The 23,219-nt window shown below is 39.8% G+C and carries 21 protein-coding genes and 3 tRNA genes; 14 read left to right on the top strand and 10 right to left on the bottom strand.

Features of this window, described 5'->3' with window-relative positions; genetic code table 11:
- Window positions 1-73 precede the first annotated feature (73 nt).
- From asd to KP713_RS07080, 6 genes are all read left to right on the top strand, one after another.
- Complete coding sequence (asd, locus tag KP713_RS07105; protein ID WP_106013704.1) at window positions 74-1,189, top strand: aspartate-semialdehyde dehydrogenase; 1,116 nt, start codon at window positions 74-76, stop codon at window positions 1,187-1,189.
- 78 nt (window positions 1,190-1,267) lie between these two features.
- Entirely contained in the window at window positions 1,268-2,212 is a 945-nt protein-coding gene (locus tag KP713_RS07100; RefSeq protein WP_215770250.1) for an alpha/beta fold hydrolase, read from the top strand.
- A 115-nt stretch (window positions 2,213-2,327) separates the two neighbouring features.
- Window positions 2,328-2,422: transfer RNA gene (locus tag KP713_RS07095), tRNA-Ser, on the top strand.
- A gap of 20 nt (window positions 2,423-2,442) precedes the next feature.
- Window positions 2,443-2,519 (top strand) — tRNA-Arg (locus KP713_RS07090).
- Window positions 2,520-2,574: 55 nt separating this feature from the next.
- Window positions 2,575-2,651: transfer RNA gene (locus tag KP713_RS07085), tRNA-Arg, on the top strand.
- Window positions 2,652-2,747: 96 nt separating this feature from the next.
- Window positions 2,748-3,059, top strand: coding sequence for a DUF5389 family protein (locus KP713_RS07080; protein ID WP_215770249.1), 312 nt, complete (start codon window positions 2,748-2,750; stop codon window positions 3,057-3,059).
- 39 nt (window positions 3,060-3,098) lie between these two features.
- Here the strand turns inward: KP713_RS07080 and glmU are convergent, their stop codons facing one another.
- The 5 genes from glmU to hflD all read right to left on the bottom strand — a co-directional run bounded on the left by glmU (window position 3,099) and on the right by hflD (window position 7,827).
- The gene (glmU, locus tag KP713_RS07075; RefSeq protein WP_215770248.1) at window positions 3,099-4,469 is read right to left on the bottom strand and encodes a bifunctional UDP-N-acetylglucosamine diphosphorylase/glucosamine-1-phosphate N-acetyltransferase GlmU; all 1,371 of its coding nucleotides are present in this window, start codon (window positions 4,467-4,469) and stop codon (window positions 3,099-3,101) included.
- A 158-nt stretch (window positions 4,470-4,627) separates the two neighbouring features.
- Window positions 4,628-4,999 (bottom strand): 50S ribosomal protein L7/L12, encoded by a 372-nt coding sequence (rplL, locus tag KP713_RS07070; protein WP_009501111.1) that lies wholly within the window; start codon window positions 4,997-4,999, stop codon window positions 4,628-4,630.
- Window positions 5,000-5,053: 54 nt separating this feature from the next.
- On the bottom strand, window positions 5,054-5,545 hold the full coding sequence (rplJ, locus tag KP713_RS07065; protein WP_005626605.1) for a 50S ribosomal protein L10: 492 nt from the start codon (window positions 5,543-5,545) through the stop codon (window positions 5,054-5,056).
- A 271-nt stretch (window positions 5,546-5,816) separates the two neighbouring features.
- Window positions 5,817-7,187, bottom strand: a complete 1,371-nt coding sequence (purB, locus tag KP713_RS07060; protein WP_215770247.1) for an adenylosuccinate lyase — start codon at window positions 7,185-7,187, stop codon at window positions 5,817-5,819.
- A gap of 22 nt (window positions 7,188-7,209) precedes the next feature.
- Complete coding sequence (hflD, locus tag KP713_RS07055) at window positions 7,210-7,827, bottom strand: high frequency lysogenization protein HflD (RefSeq protein ID WP_215770246.1); 618 nt, start codon at window positions 7,825-7,827, stop codon at window positions 7,210-7,212.
- 128 nt (window positions 7,828-7,955) lie between these two features.
- Here hflD and trpS point away from each other — a divergent pair, with 128 nt between their 5' ends.
- Window positions 7,956-8,960 (top strand): tryptophan--tRNA ligase, encoded by a 1,005-nt coding sequence (gene trpS, locus KP713_RS07050; protein ID WP_215770245.1) that lies wholly within the window; start codon window positions 7,956-7,958, stop codon window positions 8,958-8,960.
- A gap of 22 nt (window positions 8,961-8,982) precedes the next feature.
- Window positions 8,983-9,273: a YfcZ/YiiS family protein gene (locus tag KP713_RS07045; RefSeq protein WP_005665629.1), complete on the top strand. Its 291-nt coding sequence runs from the start codon at window positions 8,983-8,985 to the stop codon at window positions 9,271-9,273.
- 48 nt (window positions 9,274-9,321) lie between these two features.
- Here the strand turns inward: KP713_RS07045 and dusA are convergent, their stop codons facing one another.
- A complete protein-coding gene (dusA, locus tag KP713_RS07040) occupies window positions 9,322-10,311 on the bottom strand; it encodes a tRNA dihydrouridine(20/20a) synthase DusA (protein ID WP_215770244.1) in 990 nt (329 codons plus the stop codon).
- Between the two features lie 11 nt (window positions 10,312-10,322).
- Window positions 10,323-11,699, bottom strand: coding sequence for a chloride channel protein (locus KP713_RS07035; protein WP_215770282.1), 1,377 nt, complete (start codon window positions 11,697-11,699; stop codon window positions 10,323-10,325).
- 266 nt (window positions 11,700-11,965) lie between these two features.
- Here KP713_RS07035 and rpsL point away from each other — a divergent pair, with 266 nt between their 5' ends.
- The 4 genes from rpsL to tuf all read left to right on the top strand — a co-directional run bounded on the left by rpsL (window position 11,966) and on the right by tuf (window position 16,402).
- Window positions 11,966-12,340: a 30S ribosomal protein S12 gene (gene rpsL, locus KP713_RS07030; protein WP_005543325.1), complete on the top strand. Its 375-nt coding sequence runs from the start codon at window positions 11,966-11,968 to the stop codon at window positions 12,338-12,340.
- Window positions 12,341-12,497: 157 nt separating this feature from the next.
- Window positions 12,498-12,968 (top strand): 30S ribosomal protein S7, encoded by a 471-nt coding sequence (gene rpsG / locus KP713_RS07025; RefSeq protein ID WP_005626581.1) that lies wholly within the window; start codon window positions 12,498-12,500, stop codon window positions 12,966-12,968.
- A gap of 82 nt (window positions 12,969-13,050) precedes the next feature.
- Window positions 13,051-15,153 carry an elongation factor G gene (gene fusA, locus KP713_RS07020; RefSeq protein WP_009501123.1) on the top strand — a complete coding sequence of 701 codons (2,103 nt, stop codon included), beginning with the start codon at window positions 13,051-13,053 and terminating at the stop codon, window positions 15,151-15,153.
- A gap of 64 nt (window positions 15,154-15,217) precedes the next feature.
- Window positions 15,218-16,402: an elongation factor Tu gene (gene tuf / locus KP713_RS07015; protein WP_005646706.1), complete on the top strand. Its 1,185-nt coding sequence runs from the start codon at window positions 15,218-15,220 to the stop codon at window positions 16,400-16,402.
- Window positions 16,403-16,532: 130 nt separating this feature from the next.
- Here the strand turns inward: tuf and KP713_RS07010 are convergent, their stop codons facing one another.
- Together KP713_RS07010 and greB are read right to left on the bottom strand one after the other, a co-directional pair.
- Window positions 16,533-17,222, bottom strand: coding sequence for an rRNA large subunit pseudouridine synthase E (locus KP713_RS07010; RefSeq protein ID WP_215770243.1), 690 nt, complete (start codon window positions 17,220-17,222; stop codon window positions 16,533-16,535).
- A gap of 3 nt (window positions 17,223-17,225) precedes the next feature.
- Window positions 17,226-17,702 (bottom strand): transcription elongation factor GreB, encoded by a 477-nt coding sequence (greB, locus tag KP713_RS07005; protein WP_048953387.1) that lies wholly within the window; start codon window positions 17,700-17,702, stop codon window positions 17,226-17,228.
- 107 nt (window positions 17,703-17,809) lie between these two features.
- On the opposite strand from greB, the gene KP713_RS07000 reads away from it, so the two are divergent.
- Complete coding sequence (locus KP713_RS07000) at window positions 17,810-20,122, top strand: Tex family protein (RefSeq protein ID WP_215770242.1); 2,313 nt, start codon at window positions 17,810-17,812, stop codon at window positions 20,120-20,122.
- A gap of 125 nt (window positions 20,123-20,247) precedes the next feature.
- On the top strand, window positions 20,248-22,668 hold the full coding sequence (gyrB, locus tag KP713_RS06995; protein WP_215770241.1) for a DNA topoisomerase (ATP-hydrolyzing) subunit B: 2,421 nt from the start codon (window positions 20,248-20,250) through the stop codon (window positions 22,666-22,668).
- Between the two features lie 55 nt (window positions 22,669-22,723).
- Here gyrB and hslR read toward each other — a convergent pair whose 3' ends face one another.
- Window positions 22,724-23,122 (bottom strand): ribosome-associated heat shock protein Hsp15, encoded by a 399-nt coding sequence (hslR, locus tag KP713_RS06990; RefSeq protein ID WP_048953393.1) that lies wholly within the window; start codon window positions 23,120-23,122, stop codon window positions 22,724-22,726.
- Between the last annotated feature and the right edge of the window lie 97 nt (window positions 23,123-23,219).

The following is a 23,219-nucleotide window of genomic DNA, read 5'->3' as shown; positions in this document are numbered from 1 at the left end:
AAATACTTGATTTTGCTAACGCTATCTTGTAATTAATAATTCTATTCAAACACAATAAACTAAGGAAACAACAATGAAAAATGTAGGCTTTATCGGCTGGCGCGGAATGGTGGGTTCCGTATTAATGGATCGTATGTCGCAGGAAAATGATTTTGCGAATCTTAATCCCGTATTTTTTACAACTTCACAAGCAGGTCAAAAAGCTCCTGTATTTGGTGGCAAGGATGCAGGCGAACTTAAAAATGCATTCGATATTGAAGAACTCAAAAAATTAGACATTATCGTGACTTGCCAAGGTGGTGACTATACCAATGAAGTTTATCCAAAATTAAAAGCAACAGGTTGGGACGGGTATTGGGTTGATGCCGCTTCTGCACTACGTATGAAAGATGATGCAATTATCGTGCTTGATCCAGTAAATCAACACGTGATTTCTGAAGGCTTGAAAAAAGGCATTAAAACTTTCGTAGGTGGTAATTGTACGGTAAGCTTAATGCTTATGGCTATCGGTGGTTTATTTGAAAAAGATTTGGTGGAGTGGGTATCTGTCGCAACTTATCAAGCAGCTTCAGGTGCTGGCGCAAAAAATATGCGTGAATTACTTTCACAAATGGGCTTATTAGAACAAGCGGTTTCAAGTGAATTAAAAGATCCAGCTTCATCTATTTTAGATATTGAACGTAAAGTGACTGCAGAAATGCGCTCTGATAGTTTCCCAACCGATAACTTCGGCGCAGCATTAGGGGGGAGTTTAATCCCTTGGATTGACAAACTTCTTCCTGAAACAGGACAAACTAAAGAAGAATGGAAAGGCTATGCAGAAACCAACAAAATCTTAGGTTTAAGTGACAATCCAATTCCTGTTGATGGTTTATGCGTACGTATTGGTGCATTACGTTGCCACAGCCAAGCATTCACCATCAAACTGAAAAAAGACTTACCATTAGAAGAAATCGAACAAATTATTGCATCACATAATGAATGGGTGAAAGTGATTCCAAACGACAAAGAAACCACATTACGTGAATTAACCCCAGCGAAAGTAACAGGTACATTAAGCGTGCCAGTGGGGCGTTTACGTAAATTGGCTATGGGCCCTGAATATTTGGCTGCCTTTACTGTGGGCGACCAATTATTATGGGGGGCAGCAGAGCCAGTTCGCCGTATCTTAAAACAATTGGTAGCATAATTGGTAGAGTGCGTGAAGTAAAATCTCACGCACTTTTTCTTTCTTTTGTATGCGTTGATGTATCTCATCTAAAAACTTATGAATCGAGAATCCAACTTTACTCAATTTGCCTTTACCGAACTGTTACCTTTTTTCAATCAATTTCCAACGCAATATTTCACTGGCAAAAATAATGTTCAAATCGCTTATTGTCATTTAGTCCACGTAAAAAGTGCGGATAGAAAATTGATGATTTTAGTGAATGGTCGTGCTGAAAATATGTTGAAATGGTCAGAGCCAGCTTATGATTTTTATCATCAAGGCTATGATGTGTTGCTATTTGATCACCGAGGTCAAGGATATTCAACCCATTTGCTGAAGGATTCTGAAAAAGGGCATTTAGACGAATTTCGTTTCTATGTCGATGATATAGCGAAAATCATCGAAAAAGTAACCGCACTTTTCAGCTATTCAACGCAGCATTTGCTTGCTCATTCGATGGGCGCATTGATTGCAACGTATTATTTGGCAAATTGTGATCATCGCATTAATAAAGCAGTGCTTTCTTCGCCTTTTTACGGCATTCCTTTAAAGCACCCTATTAGAGATGAACTGATTATTGCCCTGATGAATATTTTAGGGCAAGGCGAGCGTTATGTTTTTGGTAAAGGATCTTATCAACAAGTCCACTTGGAAGACAATGAACTAAGTTTCTGTAAAACCAGAATGAAATGGATGAATCGTGTGAATCGTAAGAATCCAGCAATTCATCTTGGCGGACCAACGTTCCGTTGGGTACATTTGTGTTTAAATGCAATTAAACGCTTGCCGAAAGTTATTCCTAAGATTGAAATTCCAATCCTAATTTTACAAGCCGAAAAAGAAAAAATAGTAGATAACAAAAATCTTGAAAAATTAACCGCACTTTTTCCGAATGCTCAATGTAAAGTTGTATTGAATGCGAAACATGAGGTGTTATTTGAGCAAGATGAATTAAGACGGGAAACAATATCTAAGATTTTAGTATTTTTGAATAATGAGTAGATTTTTATTCAATAACATATTTAATGTGTAGATAAAATATTCAAACAGGTGTGTTTTTCAAAAAATGGTTTGACATATTTTCTAAAAAACGTATTATACCGCTCACACCGATTGTGGTGAGATGGCCGAGCAGGCTGAAGGCGCTCCCCTGCTAAGGGAGTATGGGGTTAAAAAGCTCCATCGAGGGTTCGAATCCCTCTCTCACCGCCATTGTTTGTTTTATTTATTCTGCACCCGTAGCTCAGCTGGATAGAGTACTCGGCTACGAACCGAGCGGTCAGAGGTTCGAATCCTCTCGGGTGCGCCATTTTAAAGCGACTCTATCTTATAAAATGGTTATGAATAATTAAAGCATCATCTGCGCACCCGTAGCTCAGCTGGATAGAGTACTCGGCTACGAACCGAGCGGTCAAAGGTTCGAATCCTTTCGGGTGCGCCATTTCATTTTATTCAAGTCTATTGATTTCCACTTGCTTTCTAATAATCACAGTATTTGTTATATTGTAATTATCAATTATTCGTAAAATTTTAAATTATGACAAGACAATCTTTACCTCGTGGTTTTAGTTTATTTACCTGGGGATTAGCTATTTTTTGTGCCCCTGTATTGTTATGTCCGATGGCTCTGTTGCTTTCCACGACATTTGAGAAAAATTCAAACTTAGAAACTTGGCAAGTTAATTTATTCTCAATATTTTTTTGGATTTACCCTATTATTCTTGCGGTGGTAGCTCGAATTTTATATCACCTACATCAGAGAAAGCCCAAATTGGCTCTTAAATTATTGGTATTAAGTGCGGTTATTTTTTATATAGCTTTAATTACGATTTGTAAAATCGGTTTATAAAAAAATCCTACGATAAAACGTAGGATTTTTTATGCTATTTTATTTTTTCTTTGTTGGTCGTTGCCAATCTTGAATATGACGCTGAGGAACTCGTGTAATCACTAATTCATTTTCACCTACATCGCGTGTAATTGTTGTCCCAGCACCAATAGTTGCGCCATTTGCGACTTTCACTGGCGCGACTAATTGTGTATCAGATCCCACAAACACATTATCACCGATGATCGTTTTAAATTTATTTGCACCATCGTAGTTACAGGTGATGACACCCGCACCAATATTACAATTTGAGCCGATTTCTGAATCGCCAACATAGGTCAGGTGATTTACTTTAGAGCCTTTACCTACGGTAGATTTTTTAATTTCTACAAAGTTACCGACATGCGTTTCAGCTGCAAGTTCTGCACCTGGGCGTAAACGAGAAAATGGACCAATTGCGGCTTTTTCTCCCACCACAGAATCTTCTAGCACAGAATAGGGTTTTATTTCTACATCATTGCCAATAACAACATTTTTTAATACGCAACCTGCGCCAATTTTTACGCGATCGCCGAGTTTAACACTACCTTCGATAATAACATTAACGTCGATTTCCACATCTTTTCCATGCTCTAATGTTCCACGTAGGTCAAAGCGAGCGGGATCGTAGATCATTACGCCTTCAAGTAATAATTTGGAGGCTTGTTTATTTTGGAAATAACGTTCAAGTGCGGCTAATTGTAAGCGATTATTTGCGCCTTCAACTTCCATGACATCTGTTGCTTGTACCGCAACAACTTGGCAATTATCCTGGTTTGCGAGAGCAATCAGATCCGTTAAGTAATATTCGCCTTGAGCATTATTATTGCCTACACGAGCTAGCCATTTTTTGAAACTTGCACCATCGGATACCATAACGCCAGTATTTACTTCTTTAATATTTAGTTGATCAGCATTTGCATCTTTTTGTTCTATAATTGCTACAACATTCCCATTTTCACGAATAATTCGTCCATAGCCTGTTGGGTTATCTAAATTTACGGTAAGCAATGCAATGCCATTTTCTGGTTTCGCTTCAATTAATTTTTCTAATGTTTCTTTAGTTATTAATGGTGCATCGCCGTAAAGTACAACAATATTTTCGTTATCTTTAAAGAAAGGTGCCGCTTGTTGAACTGCATGTGCTGTGCCAAGTTGTTCTGTTTGTAATACCCAATTTACTTGTTCATTTGCAAGATGGGTATGCATTAAGTCTCCACCGTGGCCATAGATCAAATGAATATTTTCTGCGCCTAATTGATGAGCTGTATCAATTACATGTTTTACCATTGGTTTACCAGCTATTTTATGTAGTACTTTTGGTAAATCGGAATACATGCGCGTTCCTTTTCCGGCTGCTAAAATTACCGCACTTAATGCTTTTGTAGTCATAGATTTTCTCTTTATTTATCAATAATAATAGGAGATATTTTATCGTAGAAAGGAGAAGATGATAAGTTTTTAAATGAAGGAAGTTACGGCTTTTTAGATAGGAAAAAACCGATAGTTTCCCATCGGTTTTCAGAATTTTAAAGTGGTTAAAATAGAAATTATTTAATTTCTACTTGTGCACCCGCTTCTTCTAATTCTTTCTTAAGTGCTTCAGCTTCTTCTTTAGAAACACCTTCTTTTAATGCTGCTGGAGCAGATTCAACTAAATCTTTAGCTTCTTTTAAGCCTAAACCAGTTGCACCACGTACTGCTTTGATTACTGCTACTTTGTTAGCACCAGCTGCTGCAAGAATTACGTCGAATTCAGTTTTTTCTTCTGCTGCCGCTGCGCCGCCTGCTGCTGGAGCTGCTGCTACTGCTGCCGCTGCTGAAACACCGAATTTTTCTTCCATCGCTGCGATTAATTCAACGATTTCAGTTACAGTTTTTGAAGCAATCGCTTCAATGATTTGTTCGTTAGTTAATGACATAACAATCAATTCCTAAAATAAATAAAGTTAGATGAAGTAAGAAACGCTTAATGATTAAGCTGCTTCTTGTAATTTGTCGCGTAATGCCGCGAAGGTGCGAGCAAGTTTGCCTGCTGCAGCTTCTTTCATTGTGCCCATTAAACGTGCAATCGCTTCTTCGTAAGTTGGTAATGTTGCCAAGAATTCAACATCTTGGATTTTACCTTCAAAGGCTGCACCTTTAATTTCAAACTTATCGTTTGCTTTAGCAAACTCTTTGAACAAACGAGCAGCTGCTCCCGGGTGTTCGTTAGAGAACGCGATAAGTGTTGGACCTACAAACGTATCTTTTAAGCATTCGTAATCTGTGCCTTCAACTGCGCGACGTAATAAAGTATTACGAACTACACGCATTGTAACGCCAGCTTCACGTGCTGATTTACGTAATTCAGTCATTTTCTCAACAGTTACACCGCGAGAATCCGCGATTACTGCTGAAAGTGCACCTTTGGCTGCTTCATTTACTTCAGCAACAATTGCTTGTTTGTCTTGAAGATTTAATGCCATTGGCTTTTAGCTCCTGAATACACTCCGATTGCTCGGAATTAATTTACCTAATCCTTAGACTAGGATGACTTCGGCGCCCAGAAGCAAGAAAAATTCTTATTCTGTTCACCATCTACGTAGGATAATTAAGATTACTCCCCTACGGTCTTGGATGGGGCTTGAATAGGTCAAGCACCAACCAGAAATTTGTTAGATTGACTAACACAGGCGCAGGATTATAGAGAAAAGCTATGTTCTTGTAAAGAATATTGTTGGAAAAAGAGCCAAATTCCTATGATAGCTTCTCTACTAATTCCACTGCAGCCCCAATATAAGTAGCGGGTGTTAATTTTTGTAAACGTAATTTTTCTTCTTGTGGAATATCCAACTTATCAATAAATTCACGCATAGCCTGTTCTGTCACTCGTTTACCTCGCGTTAATTCTTTTAATTTTTCGTAAGGTTTTTCTATTCCATAGCGGCGCATTACGGTTTGAATTGGTTCAGCCAAAACTTCCCAGTTTTGATTGAGTTCTTCTAATAAGTGCGGTTGATTTACTTCAAGTTTACTAATGCCTTTGCGTGTTGAAGCATAAGCGATCAAACAATAACCTAATCCTACGCCTAAGTTACGCAATACGGTTGAATCCGTTAAGTCACGCTGCCAGCGAGAAATTGGTAATTTTTGACCTAAATGGGTCATCACTGCATTGGCTAATCCTAGATTGCCCTCTGAGTTTTCAAAATCAATTGGATTGACTTTATGTGGCATGGTAGAAGAACCAATTTCGCCAGCAATAGTTCGTTGTTTAAAGTGATTTAATGCAATATATCCCCATAAATCTCGATCAAAATCAATGATAATGGTATTAAAGCGTACTACAGCATCAAAAAATTCAGCGATGTAATCGTGCGGTTCAATTTGTGTGGTATAAGGATTCCATTGAATACCTAATGAAGTGACAAATTCTTCGCTGAATTTATGCCAATCAATATTAGGATATGCCGATAAATGCGCATTGTAGTTACCTACCGCGCCATTGATTTTACCTAAGATTTCCGCGTTTTGGAGTTGTTTAAATTGACGTTTTAGACGGTAAACGACATTCGCCATTTCTTTGCCCACGGTGCTTGGTGAAGCTGGTTGGCCATGTGTGCGAGAAAGTAATGGAATCGTTTTATATTCTTCCGCAAGACGAGTGATTTCATCAATCAGTTTTTGCCATTCTGGTAAAATCACTTCATCACGAGCGGTGCTTAACATTAATGCGTGAGAGAGGTTGTTAATGTCTTCTGAGGTGCAAGCAAAGTGAATAAATTCGGAAACGTTCACTAGTTCCACTTCATTTTGAATTTTCTCTTTCAGAAAATACTCAACGGCTTTCACATCGTGATTAGTTGTGCGCTCAATTTCTTTAATACGTGCAGCATCTGTCTCATTAAAATTAGCCACAATTCCATCTAAAAAAGCATTCGCTTGCGTAGAAAATGGCGGCACTTCAGTAATTTCTGTCGTTGAAGCTAATTTTTGTAACCAACGAACTTCCACAGCTACACGGAATTTCATTAACCCGAATTCGCTAAAAATAGCGCGTAATGGAGTTACTTTATCTTGATAACGACCATCAAGAGGGGAAAGTGCGGTTAGTGTAGAGAGTTGCATAAATGTTTGCTCCAGAATTGTATTAATAAATAGAAGAATAAATCTGTTTGGCGATGGCAAGTAATTTTCTGCGGAAAAATAAAATTTGCCATTTTGTTCCGCCCATTTGTTTCCACAGCACAGCAGATCGAATGCCTGCAAGTAAAACCGCACGGATTTTATTTTGCACGAGTTCTTGTCGCAAATAATCAGGTGAGCCTAGAATGTGAATTTTTTTGCCCAATGGACTAATAACGTCGCTGTAAATATTTGCCATAATAGATAGCATTGTTTCGCTATCGCGAGCGTAATGAATTTCCTGTTCTTTTAGTCGAGAAATTCGATTGCCTAATGTTTGTTTAGCATCGGGATTTTTCGATAATTTTCCTTCTAATGCCAAAAGGCTTAACCAATAGCGAGTTAAATTTTGATCGCCTTGTGCATTGAGCTGGTGAATTAAGGTTTCTAGACCTAATTTTAAATGACGAACTTCGCCACCAAAAACATCTTCGATTCGTTGTGGTTGGGTAATGAAAAGGCTATTAAGTGCGGTTAAAAATGTATCTGAATCTGCTCGACTTTCTGTTGCAAGTTGATGAACCAATTTTGCTGATTGGCACACTCCAGCAAGGGCAAGAACAATATCGTGGTAGTTTTTCATTAGAAAATATTAGGAAAACGTTTTCGTTAAATATAGCATTTTTAACCTAGCTTTTGAACTCGAACATTAAAAAAGCCTAGAGTTTCTGGTATGATGTGCGAACAGTTTTAAGGTATTAAGGATTGATTATGGCAAAACCAATTGTTTTTAGTGGCGTGCAGCCTTCAGGTGAATTAACTATCGGAAATTATTTGGGCGCCTTGCGCAACTGGGTGAAAATGCAAGAAGATTATGAATGTATTTTCTGCGTAGTTGATTTACATGCGATCACTGTTCGTCAAGATCCTGTTGCCCTTCGCAAAGCAACGCTTGATGTGCTTGCACTTTATTTGGCATGCGGAATTGATCCAAATAAAAGTACTATTTTTGTTCAATCTCATGTTCCAGAACACACGCAATTAGGCTGGGTGTTAAACTGCTACACTTATTTCGGTGAAATGAGTCGAATGACGCAATTCAAAGATAAATCGGCGCGTTATGCAGAAAATATTAACGTAGGTTTGTTTGATTATCCTGTGTTAATGGCGGCGGATATTTTACTTTATCAAGCAAAAAGCGTGCCTGTTGGTGATGACCAAAAACAACACTTAGAAATTACGCGTGATATTGCAAATCGCTTTAATGCGCTCTATGGCAATATTTTCACTATTCCTGAAATTTTCATTGGAAAAGCAGGTGCGCGTATTATGTCATTGCAAGATCCTGAAAAGAAAATGTCAAAATCAGATGATAACCGCAACAATGTAGTGACACTTTTGGAAGATCCAAAATCTGTGGCGAAGAAAATCAAACGTGCCGTAACAGATTCAGATGAGCCGCCTGTTGTTCGTTATGACGTGGAAAATAAAGCGGGTGTATCCAATCTTTTAGATATTCTTTCTGCGGTTACGGATAAGCCAATTGCTGATCTTGAAAAAGAATTTGAAGGCAAAATGTACGGACATTTAAAAACAGCTGTAGCGGATGAAGTCTCAACCCTACTTGCTGGTTTACAAGAACGTTTCCATCAATATCGTAATGATGAGGTTTTATTAGATAATATCTTACGACAAGGTGCGCAAAAAGCTCGTGCAAAAGCACAAGAAACCTTGGCGAAAGTGTATGAGGCAGTAGGGTTTGTTGCTGCAAAATAATCTGAATAAAAGGGATAACATTATGGCAATTCAAACTGAAAAACCGATTGAATGTGTAGGTTGTAACACATTTGATATGAAATCACTTTTCGATAATCGTGATTGTAGTCAGGTTATTGAATATGTTTATGACAGTGAGGAACAAGCGCAAGAAGCGCTCGCATTTTTTACTCAGAAAGCGCGTGATGTAGAAAGTGAACCTTGTGAAATTCAATCTGAAATTACAAAAGTGGATGATGGTTATTTATTAAAGGCAGATTTCACTTTTTGTTGCCAAGCTGAATTGGTGATTTTTCAAATGCGTATTGCGTAAGAAAAATAGCTAAAAAATAAGCCGCACTTTTGCGGCTTATTTTGTTTTTTAGGATTCGTTTTCTACAAAGCTTAAGGCGGTTTCAACGACTTCAATTCCTGCGCCTTGTTTAAACGCATTTTCGCTTAAATAGCGTCGCCATTGACGAGCACCTTTGCAATTTTGAAATGCACCTAACATATGACGGACGATATGATTAAGGTGTATACCTTGGGTAAGTTGTTGCTCAATATAAGGAAGCATTGATTGTACCGCTTCATGGGCGGTAACAATTGGTGCGTTAGGATCAAATAAGGCTTGGTCAATTTGCCCAAGTAAACTTGGATTTTGATAGGCCTCTCGCCCAATCATCACGCCGTCCACATATTGCAAATGTTGTTTCATTTCTTCAATGGTTTTTATGCCACCGTTAATTGCAATAGTTAGTTGTGGAAAATCACGTTTTAGTTGATACACCCGGGCATAATCTAATGGTGGAATTTCTCGATTTTCTTTTGGGCTTAACCCCGAAAGCCATGCTTTTCGTGCGTGGATAATAAACTCTTGGCAACCTTTTCCTTGAACCTTTTCAATAAAATCACATAAAAATTCATAGCTCTCTAATTCATCAATGCCAATACGCGTTTTCACAGTGACTGGAATTTTGACCGCACTTTGCATTTGTTCTACACAGTCTGCTACCAAATCTGCTTTCGCCATTAAGCAAGCGCCAAACATTCCATTTTGTACGCGATCAGAAGGGCATCCTACATTAAGATTAATTTCGTGATAGCCTCGCTCCTCAGCAAGTTTTGCACAATATTTGAGTTGTTCAGGATCGCTTCCTCCTAGCTGTAACGCAACGGGATTTTCTTGTAAATCAAAATCCAAGTGGTCATATTTTGCGTGGATAATCGCAGGTGCGGTGACCATTTCAGTATAAAGTAACGCATGCTTTGAAAATTGGCGATGAAAATAACGACAATGGCGTGTTGTCCAATCTAACATTGGCGCAACAGAAAAACGGCCGCGGTAAAAGTGCGGTAGATTTTGAGGCATTTTTATTTCTCTTATTCGGTTTTGCTGCGTAATTCTTCGGCTTGGCGAGCTTGCATTTGCTGGCGAAAACGTCCTGCAGCAAAGTGGTAAAATGGTTTTGGGCTAAATTGGCGCGAGATTATGGATGCAATAATGCTAGAAATCAAGAGCCAAATGAGAACGGGTTGTGCACCTGTCATTTCCATCACAACAACGCTGGCGGTAACTGGTGATTGTGTGCCGCCAGCTAAAAATGCCGCCATACATAAAATCACCAAAAAACGTTGATCGACCATCCCTCCGCTGATATCCCACAGCATTGCGCCAATGCCTGCGCCTGTTGTCAGTGATGGGGTAAAGATACCACCAGCAATGCCATTCCAATAAGTGGTTACCGTTGCCAAAAGTTTAAGGATACCAATTTCAGGCTCTATAGCTTGCCCTTCTAAGGCGCGTGCAACAACCTCATAGCCAGTGCCATAGGTTTGTCCGTGAGTGTAACTGCCAAGTGCGGCAAGCACTAAACCCAATAATAAAGCAATATAAATAGGATGTTGGCGAACCCAGCCACGCCATTTTTCAGGCGATAATCCTGCGAGACCTTTTGCTAATAATCGTCCAAATATGCCACCTAGAATGCCACAAACCACCCCACAAATTGCAAGCCAAAGATAGAGATAAGAAACAGAAGTTGCCCCCTGATAACTTGGAAAATAAGGGCTGTTTCCTTGAATCGCGACAAGAATAAAACCTGCAGCCAATACCCCCATCAATACGCGTCGTTCCCAACGTAACATTACGCCACGTCCAAGTTCTTCAATCGCAAATATTACTCCAGCCAAAGGTGCATTAAAGGCTGCCGCAAGCCCACCTGCTGCACCTGTGGCAAGTAATTCATTGGTGCTTAATCCTTTAAACGCTAAATTATGTTTTCTACAATAATTTCCCCACGCCAGCATGACAGCTGCACCAACTTGTACTGATGGTCCCTCACGGCCAACCGATGCACCGATAAGCATAGCCAGAAAGGTAAGAGGAATTTTCCAAATAGTTTGGCTGAATTCAACTAATTTAGTTTTATAACTACTATGAGGAAGATTAATTGATGTAATGACTTGCGGAATACCGCTTCCTCCTACATAGGGAGTATATTTTTTCGTAAACCAAGTCAGGCAAGCCATACCTAGGGGTAACACAAACCAAACTGCAATAGGATATTTAGATGACCAGTGAGCGTTTAATTCTAGTCCAAGATCAGATAATTTAGCAAAGCCAAATGAAAAGAGTGAGACAAATGTCGCACCTATAATTAGGCAGATAAATTCTAAACTTTTGTGGGAAATTCTGTGTGTTTGGCGTAGCTTTTTATGGAAGAAATAGCGTAAGTGAAATTTGAGCGAGCGTAACATAATCATTGTAATTTAATACTAATTAAGTAGAAATTATAAAACTGTCATTTAGCTGGGGCAATTGGTTTGGCATTTTGAATAAAAGGTGCAGTGAATTTTGGAAGCGTTTTTGTACGCAACTAAAGATCCTTTCACGGATCCTTGGCGTTGTTTAATTATTGACAACAAACCTCGGAACGATTAAAATTCGCCGTCTATTTCTGTATGGAAGTAGATTTTTGAACAACATTCTATTATTGAATAACATTTAAACTGGAGCTTTTTTAATGGCAACTATCAACCAGCTAGTACGCAAACCGCGTGTGAAAAAGGTTGTAAAAAGCAACGTTCCTGCATTAGAGGCTTGCCCGCAGAAACGTGGTGTATGTACTCGTGTATATACTACAACTCCTAAAAAACCAAACTCAGCGTTACGTAAAGTATGTCGTATCCGCTTAACTAACGGTTTTGAAGTAACTTCTTATATCGGTGGTGAAGGTCACAACCTTCAAGAGCACAGTGTTGTATTAATCCGTGGTGGTCGTGTTAAAGACTTACCGGGTGTGCGTTACCACACAGTACGCGGTGCATTAGACTGCGCAGGCGTTAAAGATCGTAAACAAGGTCGTTCTAAATACGGCGTTAAACGCCCTAAAGCTTAATGGTTCTCCGTTAAGTAAGGCCAAACGTCTAAATTAGCAAAACAATTTAAACCATAAACTCCAGTCAAAAAGCGCTTTGCGCTGCAAATTTTCTCAAAGAGAAATATTGCTGATGGGTTTTGGATATCCTGAAGATTAAAATACGGAGAAATTCGCAATGCCACGTCGTCGTAGTGTTGAAGCACGCAAGATTCTTCCAGATCCGAAGTTCGGTTCAGAGTTACTTGCAAAATTTATTAATGTAATCATGGTAGACGGTAAAAAATCCGTTGCTGAATCAATCGTTTATGGTGCTTTAGAAACTTTAGCACAACGCACAGGTAAAGAGCCTTTAGAAGCGTTTGAAGTTGCACTTGAAAACGTACGTCCAACTGTTGAGGTTAAATCTCGTCGTGTTGGTGGTTCTACTTACCAAGTACCAGTTGAAGTGCGTCCTGTACGTCGTAACGCATTAGGTATGCGTTGGATCGTTGAAGCAGCACGTAAACGTGGTGATAAATCAATGGCTTTACGCCTTGCAAACGAATTATCTGATGCTTCAGATAATAAAGGTGCAGCAGTGAAAAAACGTGAAGATGTTCACCGCATGGCTGAAGCTAACAAAGCATTTGCTCACTACCGTTGGTAATAAGTTTTGAATTTAAAGGGCTTCATCATTGATGAAGCCTTACCCTTATATAAACTGATATTAAATAAACAAGGTTATAATAATGGCTCGTACAACCCCTATTGAAAGATATCGTAATATCGGTATCAGTGCGCATATTGATGCGGGTAAAACCACGACTACTGAGCGTATCTTATTCTATACTGGTGTTAGCCACAAAATCGGCGAAGTGCACGATGGTGCAGCAACGATGGACTGGATGGAACAAGAACAAGAGCGTGGTATTACCATTACCTCTGCGGCAACAACTGCATTCTGGTCTGGTATGTCGCAACAGTTCCAACAACACCGCATCAACGTTATCGATACTCCAGGACACGTAGACTTTACTGTTGAAGTAGAACGTTCTATGCGTGTTCTTGATGGTGCGGTAATGGTTTACTGTGCGGTTGGTGGTGTTCAACCACAATCTGAAACTGTATGGCGTCAAGCTAACAAATATCAAGTGCCACGTATTGCGTTCGTAAACAAGATGGACCGTACTGGTGCAAATTTCTTACGCGTAGTTGAGCAATTGAAAACTCGTTTAGGTGCTAACGCAGTTCCTCTTCAACTTCCAATTGGGGCAGAAGATAACTTCACCGGTGTTGTTGATTTGATCAAAATGAAAGCGATCAACTGGAACGAAGCTGACCAAGGTATGACCTTCACCTATGAAGATGTACCTGCAAATATGCAAGCAGACTGCGAAGAATGGCGTCAAAACCTTGTTGAAGCAGCGGCTGAAGCATCTGAAGAATTAATGGAAAAATACCTTGGCGGTGAAGATCTTTCTGAAGAAGAAATCAAACTTGCATTACGTCAACGTGTATTAGCAAACGAAATCATCTTAGTAACTTGTGGTTCTGCGTTCAAAAACAAAGGTGTTCAAGCTATGCTGGATGCCGTTGTTGAATACTTACCGGCACCAACTGATATTCCGGCGATCAAAGGTATCAACCTTGATGAAACTGAAGGTGAGCGTCACGCAAGCGATGAAGAACCATTCTCTTCATTAGCATTCAAAATTGCAACTGACCCATTCGTAGGTAACTTAACCTTCTTCCGTGTATATTCTGGTGTTATTAATTCTGGTGACACAGTATTAAACTCTGTACGTCAAAAACGCGAACGTTTTGGTCGTATCGTACAGATGCACGCTAACAAACGTGAAGAAATTAAAGAAGTTCGTGCAGGTGACATTGCAGCTGCTATCGGCTTAAAAGATGTAACTACTGGTGATACATTATGTGCAATTGAAGCACCAATAATCCTTGAGCGTATGGAATTCCCAGAGCCAGTAATCTCTGTTGCGGTAGAACCAAAAACTAAAGCTGACCAAGAAAAAATGGGCTTAGCATTAGGTCGTTTAGCACAAGAAGACCCTTCATTCCGTGTTCACACTGATGAAGAATCTGGTGAAACCATCATCTCTGGTATGGGTGAATTACACTTAGATATCATCGTTGACCGTATGAAACGTGAGTTCAAAGTGGAAGCTAACATCGGTAAACCACAAGTGTCTTACCGTGAAACTATCCGCACTCGTGTTAACGATGTGGAAGGTAAGCACGCAAAACAATCTGGTGGTCGCGGTCAATATGGTCACGTTGTTATCGACTTATATCCATTAGATCCAGAAGGTCCTGGTTACGAATTCGTAAATGAAATCAAAGGTGGTGTAATTCCTGGTGAATACATTCCTGCGGTTGATAAAGGTATTCAGGAACAGCTTAAATCTGGTCCATTAGCGGGCTACCCAGTAGTTGATCTTGGTGTACGTTTACACTTCGGTTCATACCATGATGTAGACTCATCTGAGTTAGCGTTTAAACTTGCTGCATCTTTAGCATTTAAAGCAGCATTCGCAAAAGCAAACCCAGTATTACTTGAGCCAATTATGAAAGTTGAAGTTGAAACTCCACCTGAATATGTTGGTGATGTAATTGGTGACTTAAGCCGTCGTCGTGCTATGGTGAACGGTCAAGAAGCGAATGAGTTCGTTGTTAAGATCGATGCTGAAGTTCCACTTTCAGAAATGTTCGGCTATGCAACAGACTTACGTTCACAAACTCAAGGTCGTGCATCTTACTCAATGGAACCGTTAAAATATGCTGAAGCGCCAACAAGTGTTGCAGCTGCAGTAATTGAAGCGCGTAAAAAATAATTTTTGTAAACCAGCGGTGTAAAACATGAGTGTTTTATACCGCACTTCTTAGGAAACATTAGCAATGTCTAAAGAAAAATTTGAACGTACAAAACCGCACGTAAACGTGGGTACAATCGGCCACGTTGACCACGGTAAAACAACTTTAACAGCAGCAATCACAACCGTATTATCTAAACACTACGGTGGTGCAGCTCGCGCATTTGACCAAATCGATAACGCGCCAGAAGAAAAAGCGCGTGGTATCACCATCAACACTTCACACGTTGAATACGATACAGCAACTCGTCACTACGCACACGTTGACTGTCCGGGACACGCCGACTATGTAAAAAACATGATTACTGGTGCGGCACAAATGGATGGTGCAATCTTAGTAGTAGCAGCAACTGATGGTCCTATGCCACAAACTCGTGAGCACATCTTATTAGGTCGCCAAGTAGGTGTTCCATACATCATCGTATTCTTAAACAAATGCGACATGGTAGATGACGAAGAGTTATTAGAATTAGTAGAAATGGAAGTTCGTGAACTTCTATCTCAATATGACTTCCCAGGTGACGATACTCCAATCGTACGTGGTTCTGCATTACAAGCATTAAACGGCGTAGCAGAATGGGAAGAAAAAATCCTTGAATTAGCAAACCACTTAGATACTTACATCCCAGAACCAGAACGTGCGATTGACCAACCGTTCCTTCTTCCAATCGAAGACGTGTTCTCAATCTCAGGTCGTGGTACAGTAGTAACAGGTCGTGTAGAACGTGGTATCATCCGTACTGGTGATGAAGTAGAAATCGTCGGTATCAAAGATACAGCGAAAACGACTGTAACGGGTGTTGAAATGTTCCGTAAATTACTTGACGAAGGTCGTGCAGGTGAAAACATCGGTGCATTATTACGTGGTACTAAACGTGAAGAAATCGAACGTGGTCAAGTATTAGCAAAACCAGGTTCAATCACACCACATACTGACTTCGAATCAGAAGTGTACGTATTATCAAAAGAAGAAGGTGGTCGTCATACTCCATTCTTCAAAGGTTATCGTCCACAATTCTATTTCCGTACAACTGACGTAACTGGTACAATTGAATTACCAGAAGGCGTGGAAATGGTAATGCCTGGTGATAACATCAAAATGACAGTAAGCTTAATCCACCCAATCGCGATGGACCAAGGTTTACGTTTCGCAATCCGTGAAGGTGGTCGTACGGTTGGTGCGGGCGTTGTAGCGAAAATCATCAAATAATAGATGTAGCGAAATAGTCTAAGAGACAAGTAAGAGAAGAGTGCGGTGAGTTTTCATCGCACTTTTTTGTTTATGAGTATTAGATATATATCTCTATAATATTTATAGTTATCAAGCTATATTTATCAGATTAGTATCTTATCTTTAATTGGTTAAATAGGTCTTTTATTTCATCTAATGGTAATGATCTAAATGCACCATTTTTTAAATTATTGATGGATAAATTGCCGATATTTACTCTTATTAGCCGTAAAGTGGGGAAACCAATATGGGCAGTCATTCTACGAACTTGACGATTACGCCCTTCACTAATTTTTATTTCTAGCCAACTTGTTGGAATATTTTTACGATCTCGGATCGGCGGGCTTCGTTCCCATAGGTTAGGTTCGGAGATATGGCGTACTTTAGCTGGGCTAGTTATGCCATCTTTAAGTTTTACGCCTTTTCTAAGTTGATCTAAAGTTTTTTCTTTGGGTATTCCTTCAATTTGTACCCAATAAGTTTTTTCTGTTTTAAATTGAGGATCTGCTAAGCGATGTTGTAGTTCGCCATTGTTAGTTAGAATCAATAATCCCTCACTATCTCTATCTAATCGTCCTGCTGCATAAACATTTGGAATAGAAATAAAATCTTTTAATGTGCGACGACCTTGCTCATCAGTAAATTGAGTAAGCACGTCAAAGGGTTTATTAAATACGATAACTTTCGTTTCTTTTAGTGAGATGAGTTTAAACTTTGACTTTTGCTTGAAAGTGCGGTGAAAATTATTCGAATTTTGTTTGATCTTATTTAAAGAGAAAGATGATGAATGTTTTTTCATTGCTTATTTCTCATACCAAATTCGGTTCACATAGAGAATTATTTTGCCAGAGGGCGTTTTTACATGGATTTCATCGTCAACGCTTTTACCGATTAAAGCACGCGCAACAGGAGAATCAATGGAGATCCAGTTTTTAGCAGGATCGAATTCATCACAACCGACTAGGCGATATTGCTTCACTTCTCCCTCTTCATTTTCTAGCTCAACCCACGCACCAAAAAACACTTTACCTTCTTGTTTTGGGCTGTAATCTACTATTTGTAGCACTTCTAGTCGTTTAGAAAGAAAACGTACTCGACGATCAATTTCACGTAAACGACGTTTTCCGTAAATATATTCTGCGTTTTCGCTACGATCGCCTAGCGCAGCGGCATCTGAGACTGCTTGAGTAACTTTTGGGCGTTCTTCTTTCCACAAAAACTTGAGTTCTTGATCAAGCTCATTCCAGCCTTGACGGGTAATATAATTTGATTTTGCCATAATAAAAATAAAAGAAAGTTTTTCGAATTATATTTGAGCCAACAGCCTAAAACCAGTATTCTATCCCCGTTTTTTCTCGAATCCTTTCATAACAAAGAAGTATGACAATGTTAAATCAACAAATTAGCCAAATTATTGCGGCAGAATTAACCGTTCAACCCCAACAAATCCTCGCTGCCATTCAATTACTAGATGATGGCAACACCATTCCATTTATTGCACGTTATCGTAAAGAAGCCACTGGTGGCTTAGATGACACCCAGCTTCGTCATTTTGAAACCCGTTTAATTTATTTACGTGAATTAGAAGATCGTCGTCAAACCATTTTGAAATCTATTGAAGAGCAAGGGAAATTGACTGATGAATTGCGTGACAAAATCCATGCGACACAAAGCAAAACCGAATTAGAAGATTTGTATTTACCATACAAACCAAAACGTCGCACCAAAGGCCAAATTGCGATTGAAGCGGGTCTGGAGCCATTGGCTGATTTACTTTGGAACGAGCCGAAAAATGACCCAGAATCAACCTCTCTTTCCTTTGTTAATGCTGATAAAGGCGTAACAGATACTAAAGTAGCACTTGATGGTGCACGTTATATTTTAATGGAGCGTTTTGCTGAAGATGCTGGGTTATTAGCGAAAGTTCGTGATTATTTAGCGAAAAATTCGGTTATCGTATCCAAAGTGATCGAAGGCAAAGAAACGGAAGGCGCAAAATTCCAAGATTATTTCGATCACCAAGAATTATTGAAAAATGTTCCTTCTCACCGTGCATTAGCCATGTTCCGTGGACGTAATGAGGGCATTTTACAATTAAGCTTAAATGCGGATCCTGATGCAGAAGAGGGAAGTCGTCAAAGTTATTGTGAAGAGATTATTCGTGATTATTTAGATGTACGTTTTACTGATCAGTCAGCAGATAAATGGCGTGAGCAAGTGATTGCGTGGACATGGAAAATCAAAGTTTCCTTGCATTTAGAAACGGAATTAATGGCAAGTTTACGTGAAAAAGCGGAGGAAGAGGCCATTGATGTTTTCGCTCGAAATCTGACCGCACTTTTAATGGCAGCCCCCGCTGGCGCAAAAAGTACTATGGGCTTGGACCCAGGATTGCGTACGGGAGTGAAAGTCGCGGTGGTGGATAACACAGGTAAATTATTAGATACCACCACCATTTATCCACACACAGGCCGTGAAGCCGAAGCGCAAGTGGCGATTTTCAGCTTAATCCGCAAACACAACGTAGAGTTAATTGCCATTGGTAATGGTACTGCTTCTCGTGAAACTGAACGTTTTGCGAAAGAGGTGATTAAAGAAATCAAAGAAAATAAACCGCAAACTGTTGTAGTGAGTGAAGCGGGGGCATCGGTTTATTCTGCTTCTGAATTTGCCGCAAATGAATTCCCGAATTTAGATGTATCTTTACGTGGTGCGGTCTCTATTGCGCGGCGTTTACAAGATCCATTAGCAGAATTAGTGAAAATCGAACCGAAAGCCATTGGTGTTGGGCAATATCAACATGATGTAAACCAAACCCAACTTGCGCGTAAACTTGATGCGGTGGTGGAAGACTGTGTAAACGCAGTGGGTGTGGATTTAAATACGGCATCCGCGCCATTGCTTGCTCGCGTAGCTGGTATGACAAAAACCTTAGCACAAAACATTGTGGAATACCGTGATGAAAATGGCCGTTTTGAAAGCCGTAGCGAATTGAAAAAAGTGCCGCGTTTAGGGCCAAAAGCCTTTGAGCAATGTGCGGGCTTTATGCGTATTGCAGGTGGGAAAAATCCACTTGATGCTTCAGGTGTCCATCCAGAAGCTTATCCAGTAGTGGAAAAAATCTTGCAAGCAACAGCACAATCTATCCAAGATTTAATGAGTAATGCGGGTGTGGTTCGTCAGCTTGATGCGAAACAATTCATTGATGAGCAATTTGGTTTACCGACCGTTCAAGATATTTTCAAAGAGTTGGAAAAACCGGGGCGCGATCCGCGTGGTGAATTTAAAACTGCGGTATTCGCAGAAGGCGTGGAAGAAATCACCGATTTGAAACCGGGTATGATTTTAGAAGGTACCGTCACCAATGTGACTAATTTCGGTGCATTTGTGGATATTGGTGTTCACCAAGACGGTTTAGTACATATTTCATCATTAAGCGATAAATTCGTAGAAGATCCACATCAAGTGGTGAAAACGGGCGATATCGTGAAAGTGAAAGTCTTAGAAGTGGATGTGCCGCGTAAACGTATTGCGTTAACGATGCGATTAGATGAAAGTGCGGTCAAAAATGACAGTAAATTTGACCGCACTTTATCTGCAAGACCTCGTGGAAATACCCAACGAGAGGAGCGTAGTTCAAGAGGTAATAATACGATGGGCAATGCCTTTGCTGATGCGCTAAAAAATTGGAAAAAATAACAAGTTATAGGGCGAGATTATTCGCCCTTTTTTTATATCTTTCCTTTCCCGAAAAGCATCGCCAAAACGGCGATTTTTTGCTATAATCCCGCCCAATTTTTATTTACAAAAGAATGAGATAAATTATGTCAGAAACGACCAATGATAACTATGGTGCATCGAGCATTAAAGTATTAAAAGGCCTTGATGCGGTGCGTAAACGTCCTGGTATGTATATCGGTGATACCGATGACGGTACTGGTTTGCACCATATGGTATTTGAAGTGGTGGATAATGCCATTGATGAAGCCCTCGCTGGCCATTGTTCCGATATTATCGTGACCATTCATGATGATAATTCTGTATCGGTGCAAGATGATGGGCGTGGTATTCCGGTGGATATTCACCCAGAAGAAGGTGTTTCTGCAGCAGAAGTTATCATGACCGTGCTTCACGCTGGCGGTAAATTTGACGATAACTCTTATAAAGTATCGGGCGGATTACACGGTGTGGGCGTATCAGTGGTGAATGCACTTTCTGATAAATTACAATTAACCATTCGTCGTCAAGGTCACGTTCATGAGCAATTCTATCATTTAGGTGAGCCACAAGCGCCATTAACAGTGATTGGCGACACAGAGGCAACGGGGACAACGGTTCGTTTCTGGCCAAGCTCGGATATTTTTGCTATCACAACCTTTGATTACAAAATCTTAGCAAAACGCTTACGCGAGCTTTCTTTCTTGAACTCAGGCGTATCTATTCGTTTGATTGATAAACGTGATGGCTCAGAAGATCATTTCCATTACGAAGGCGGCATTCAAGCATTCGTCGAATATTTGAACAAAAATAAAAACCCAATTCATCCAAAGCCATTTTATTTTACAGCTGAGAAAGATGGCATCGGGGTAGAAGTCGCGTTGCAGTGGAATGATGGTGTAAATGAAAACGTGTATTGCTTTACCAATAATATTCCTCAACGTGATGGCGGTACTCACCTAGCAGGTTTCCGTGGGGCTTTAACCCGTAGCTTAAATAGCTACATGGAAAACGAAGGTATGCTGAAAAAAGAAAAAGTGGCCACTTCAGGTGATGATGCTCGTGAAGGTTTGGTGGCGATTATTTCAGTTAAAGTGCCTGATCCAAAATTCTCATCGCAAACGAAAGACAAACTCGTGTCTTCAGAAGTTAAAAGTGCGGTGGAATCAGCGATGAATGAAAAAATGCAGGAATATTTATTGGAAAATCCTGCAGATGCAAAAATCATTGTAAACCAAATTATTATGGCTGCTCGTGCGCGCGAAGCAGCACGTAAAGCGCGTGAAATGACGCGCCGTAAAGGAGCATTAGATATTGCAGGTTTACCGGGTAAACTTGCAGACTGCCAAGAAAAAGATCCTGCACTTTCTGAACTTTACTTGGTGGAGGGGGACTCCGCGGGTGGTTCTGCAAAAGTTGGTCGTGATCGTAAAACTCAAGCAATTTTGCCATTGAAAGGTAAAATCTTAAACGTAGAAAAAGCACGTTTTGACAAAATGTTGTCTTCCCAAGAGGTGGGAACATTGATTACTGCCTTAGGTTGCGGTATCGGTCGTGATGAATATAACCCAGATAAATTACGCTATCATCATATCATTATCATGACTGATGCTGATGTGGATGGTTCTCACATTCGTACGCTGCTTTTAACATTCTTCTATCGTCAAATGCCTGAGCTTATTGAGCGTGGTTATGTTTACATTGCTCAGCCGCCACTTTACAAAGTGAAAAAAGGAAAACAAGAACGCTACATTAAAGATGCGGATGAAATGGAGCAATATGAATTAACGCTTGCGTTAGATGGCGCAGAATTACATATTAGCGCAAATGCACCAGCAATGAATGCCCTTGTATTTGAAAAATTGGTGGAAGAATATAATAGCGTACAAAAACTTATCGGTCGCTTAAGTCGCCATTATCCAACTCCTGTGTTGCAAGGATTAATTTATCAGTCGCCAATTTCTGTTGAAATGATGAAAGACGAAAGTGCGGTTGAAAATTGGGGTAAATCTTTTGTTGAACAACTGACTGCAAAAGAAACAGAAGCGCATCAATATTCAGTGCGTACACAATTTAACGCGGAACGCCAAGTATATGAAGCGGTGATTACGGTTCGTAAACACGGTATTGATACAGATTATTTCTTGAATTTTGATTTTGTTCACGGCAATGAATACGCGAAAATTGTTTCTCTTAATAAACAACTCAATGGTGTATTGGAAGAAGGCGCTTACGTTACACGAGGTGAAAAAGTTCAACCAGTGCGTAGTTTTGAACAAGCCGTTGAATGGCTAGTGAGAGAATCTCGTAAAGGCCTTGAAGTACAACGTTATAAAGGACTTGGTGAAATGAACGCAGATCAACTTTGGGAAACCACAATGGATCCAAATTCACGTCGTATGTTGAAGGTTTCTATTAAGGATGCCGTTGCTGCGGATCAACTCTTCACGACCTTAATGGGAGATGAAGTTGAGCCACGCCGTGAGTTCATTGAGTTGAATGCGTTACGTGCAAATTTAGATATTTAGTCGAAATATAGCAAGAAAAATAACCGTGCTTGTAAGATTAAGTGCGGTTATTTTTTTATTCAAAGTGATCTTGGTGTTTAAATTTCAGTAAATTACGTCTTTCTTGTTTGTTTGGGCGACGATCAGGATGGGGCATAGATAATGCATTATTTTTACGAGCCCATGCTATTTCTTCACGTTTTTTTAGGCTTGTTTCCGTTTCTCGGTAAAGTAATTGTGCATCAGGTGCGCCACGACGTTGATCACTTAATGCAAGTACTTCAACTTCTTTTTCTTCATTCCCTTGGCGTAATTTTATTAATGCCCCTAGTTCTACAATTTTACTAACTTTAGCACGTTGTCCATTGTAGTGTATTTTCCCCCCTTCAATCATGGTTTTAGCGATAGTACGAGTTTTGTAAAAACGTGCTGCCCATAACCATTTATCTAAGCGGACACCTTCTTTGCTAGCCATGAATTTACCTTTTGGATTAGGTTATTATTGAATAAGATAGTATCACAAATCTTATTTATTGCATTTTTATTAAATTAGGAAAGAGAAATACCGCTTA

This window comes from Haemophilus sp. SZY H36 (genome assembly GCF_018829625.1).
In the GTDB taxonomy this organism is placed as follows: domain Bacteria; phylum Pseudomonadota; class Gammaproteobacteria; order Enterobacterales; family Pasteurellaceae; genus Haemophilus; species Haemophilus haemolyticus_K.
This window is presented reverse-complemented; position numbering and strand designations above follow the sequence as displayed.

What these genes read in the sequence shown, in the direction of transcription:
- asd (WP_106013704.1), top strand. Translation starts at nt 74, where the DNA reads ATGAAAAATGTAGGCTTTATCGGCTGGCGCGGAATGGTGGGTTCCGTA.
- KP713_RS07100 (WP_215770250.1), top strand. Translation starts at nt 1,268, where the DNA reads ATGAATCGAGAATCCAACTTTACTCAATTTGCCTTTACCGAACTGTTA.
- KP713_RS07080 (WP_215770249.1), top strand. Translation starts at nt 2,748, where the DNA reads ATGACAAGACAATCTTTACCTCGTGGTTTTAGTTTATTTACCTGGGGA.
- glmU (WP_215770248.1), bottom strand. Translation starts at nt 4,469, where the DNA reads ATGACTACAAAAGCATTAAGTGCGGTAATTTTAGCAGCCGGAAAAGGA.
- rplL (WP_009501111.1), bottom strand. Translation starts at nt 4,999, where the DNA reads ATGTCATTAACTAACGAACAAATCATTGAAGCGATTGCTTCAAAAACT.
- rplJ (WP_005626605.1), bottom strand. Translation starts at nt 5,545, where the DNA reads ATGGCATTAAATCTTCAAGACAAACAAGCAATTGTTGCTGAAGTAAAT.
- purB (WP_215770247.1), bottom strand. Translation starts at nt 7,187, where the DNA reads ATGCAACTCTCTACACTAACCGCACTTTCCCCTCTTGATGGTCGTTAT.
- hflD (WP_215770246.1), bottom strand. Translation starts at nt 7,827, where the DNA reads ATGAAAAACTACCACGATATTGTTCTTGCCCTTGCTGGAGTGTGCCAA.
- trpS (WP_215770245.1), top strand. Translation starts at nt 7,956, where the DNA reads ATGGCAAAACCAATTGTTTTTAGTGGCGTGCAGCCTTCAGGTGAATTA.
- KP713_RS07045 (WP_005665629.1), top strand. Translation starts at nt 8,983, where the DNA reads ATGGCAATTCAAACTGAAAAACCGATTGAATGTGTAGGTTGTAACACA.
- dusA (WP_215770244.1), bottom strand. Translation starts at nt 10,311, where the DNA reads ATGCCTCAAAATCTACCGCACTTTTACCGCGGCCGTTTTTCTGTTGCG.
- KP713_RS07035 (WP_215770282.1), bottom strand. Translation starts at nt 11,699, where the DNA reads ATGTTACGCTCGCTCAAATTTCACTTACGCTATTTCTTCCATAAAAAG.
- rpsL (WP_005543325.1), top strand. Translation starts at nt 11,966, where the DNA reads ATGGCAACTATCAACCAGCTAGTACGCAAACCGCGTGTGAAAAAGGTT.
- rpsG (WP_005626581.1), top strand. Translation starts at nt 12,498, where the DNA reads ATGCCACGTCGTCGTAGTGTTGAAGCACGCAAGATTCTTCCAGATCCG.
- fusA (WP_009501123.1), top strand. Translation starts at nt 13,051, where the DNA reads ATGGCTCGTACAACCCCTATTGAAAGATATCGTAATATCGGTATCAGT.
- tuf (WP_005646706.1), top strand. Translation starts at nt 15,218, where the DNA reads ATGTCTAAAGAAAAATTTGAACGTACAAAACCGCACGTAAACGTGGGT.
- KP713_RS07010 (WP_215770243.1), bottom strand. Translation starts at nt 17,222, where the DNA reads ATGAAAAAACATTCATCATCTTTCTCTTTAAATAAGATCAAACAAAAT.
- greB (WP_048953387.1), bottom strand. Translation starts at nt 17,702, where the DNA reads ATGGCAAAATCAAATTATATTACCCGTCAAGGCTGGAATGAGCTTGAT.
- KP713_RS07000 (WP_215770242.1), top strand. Translation starts at nt 17,810, where the DNA reads ATGTTAAATCAACAAATTAGCCAAATTATTGCGGCAGAATTAACCGTT.
- gyrB (WP_215770241.1), top strand. Translation starts at nt 20,248, where the DNA reads ATGTCAGAAACGACCAATGATAACTATGGTGCATCGAGCATTAAAGTA.
- hslR (WP_048953393.1), bottom strand. Translation starts at nt 23,122, where the DNA reads ATGGCTAGCAAAGAAGGTGTCCGCTTAGATAAATGGTTATGGGCAGCA.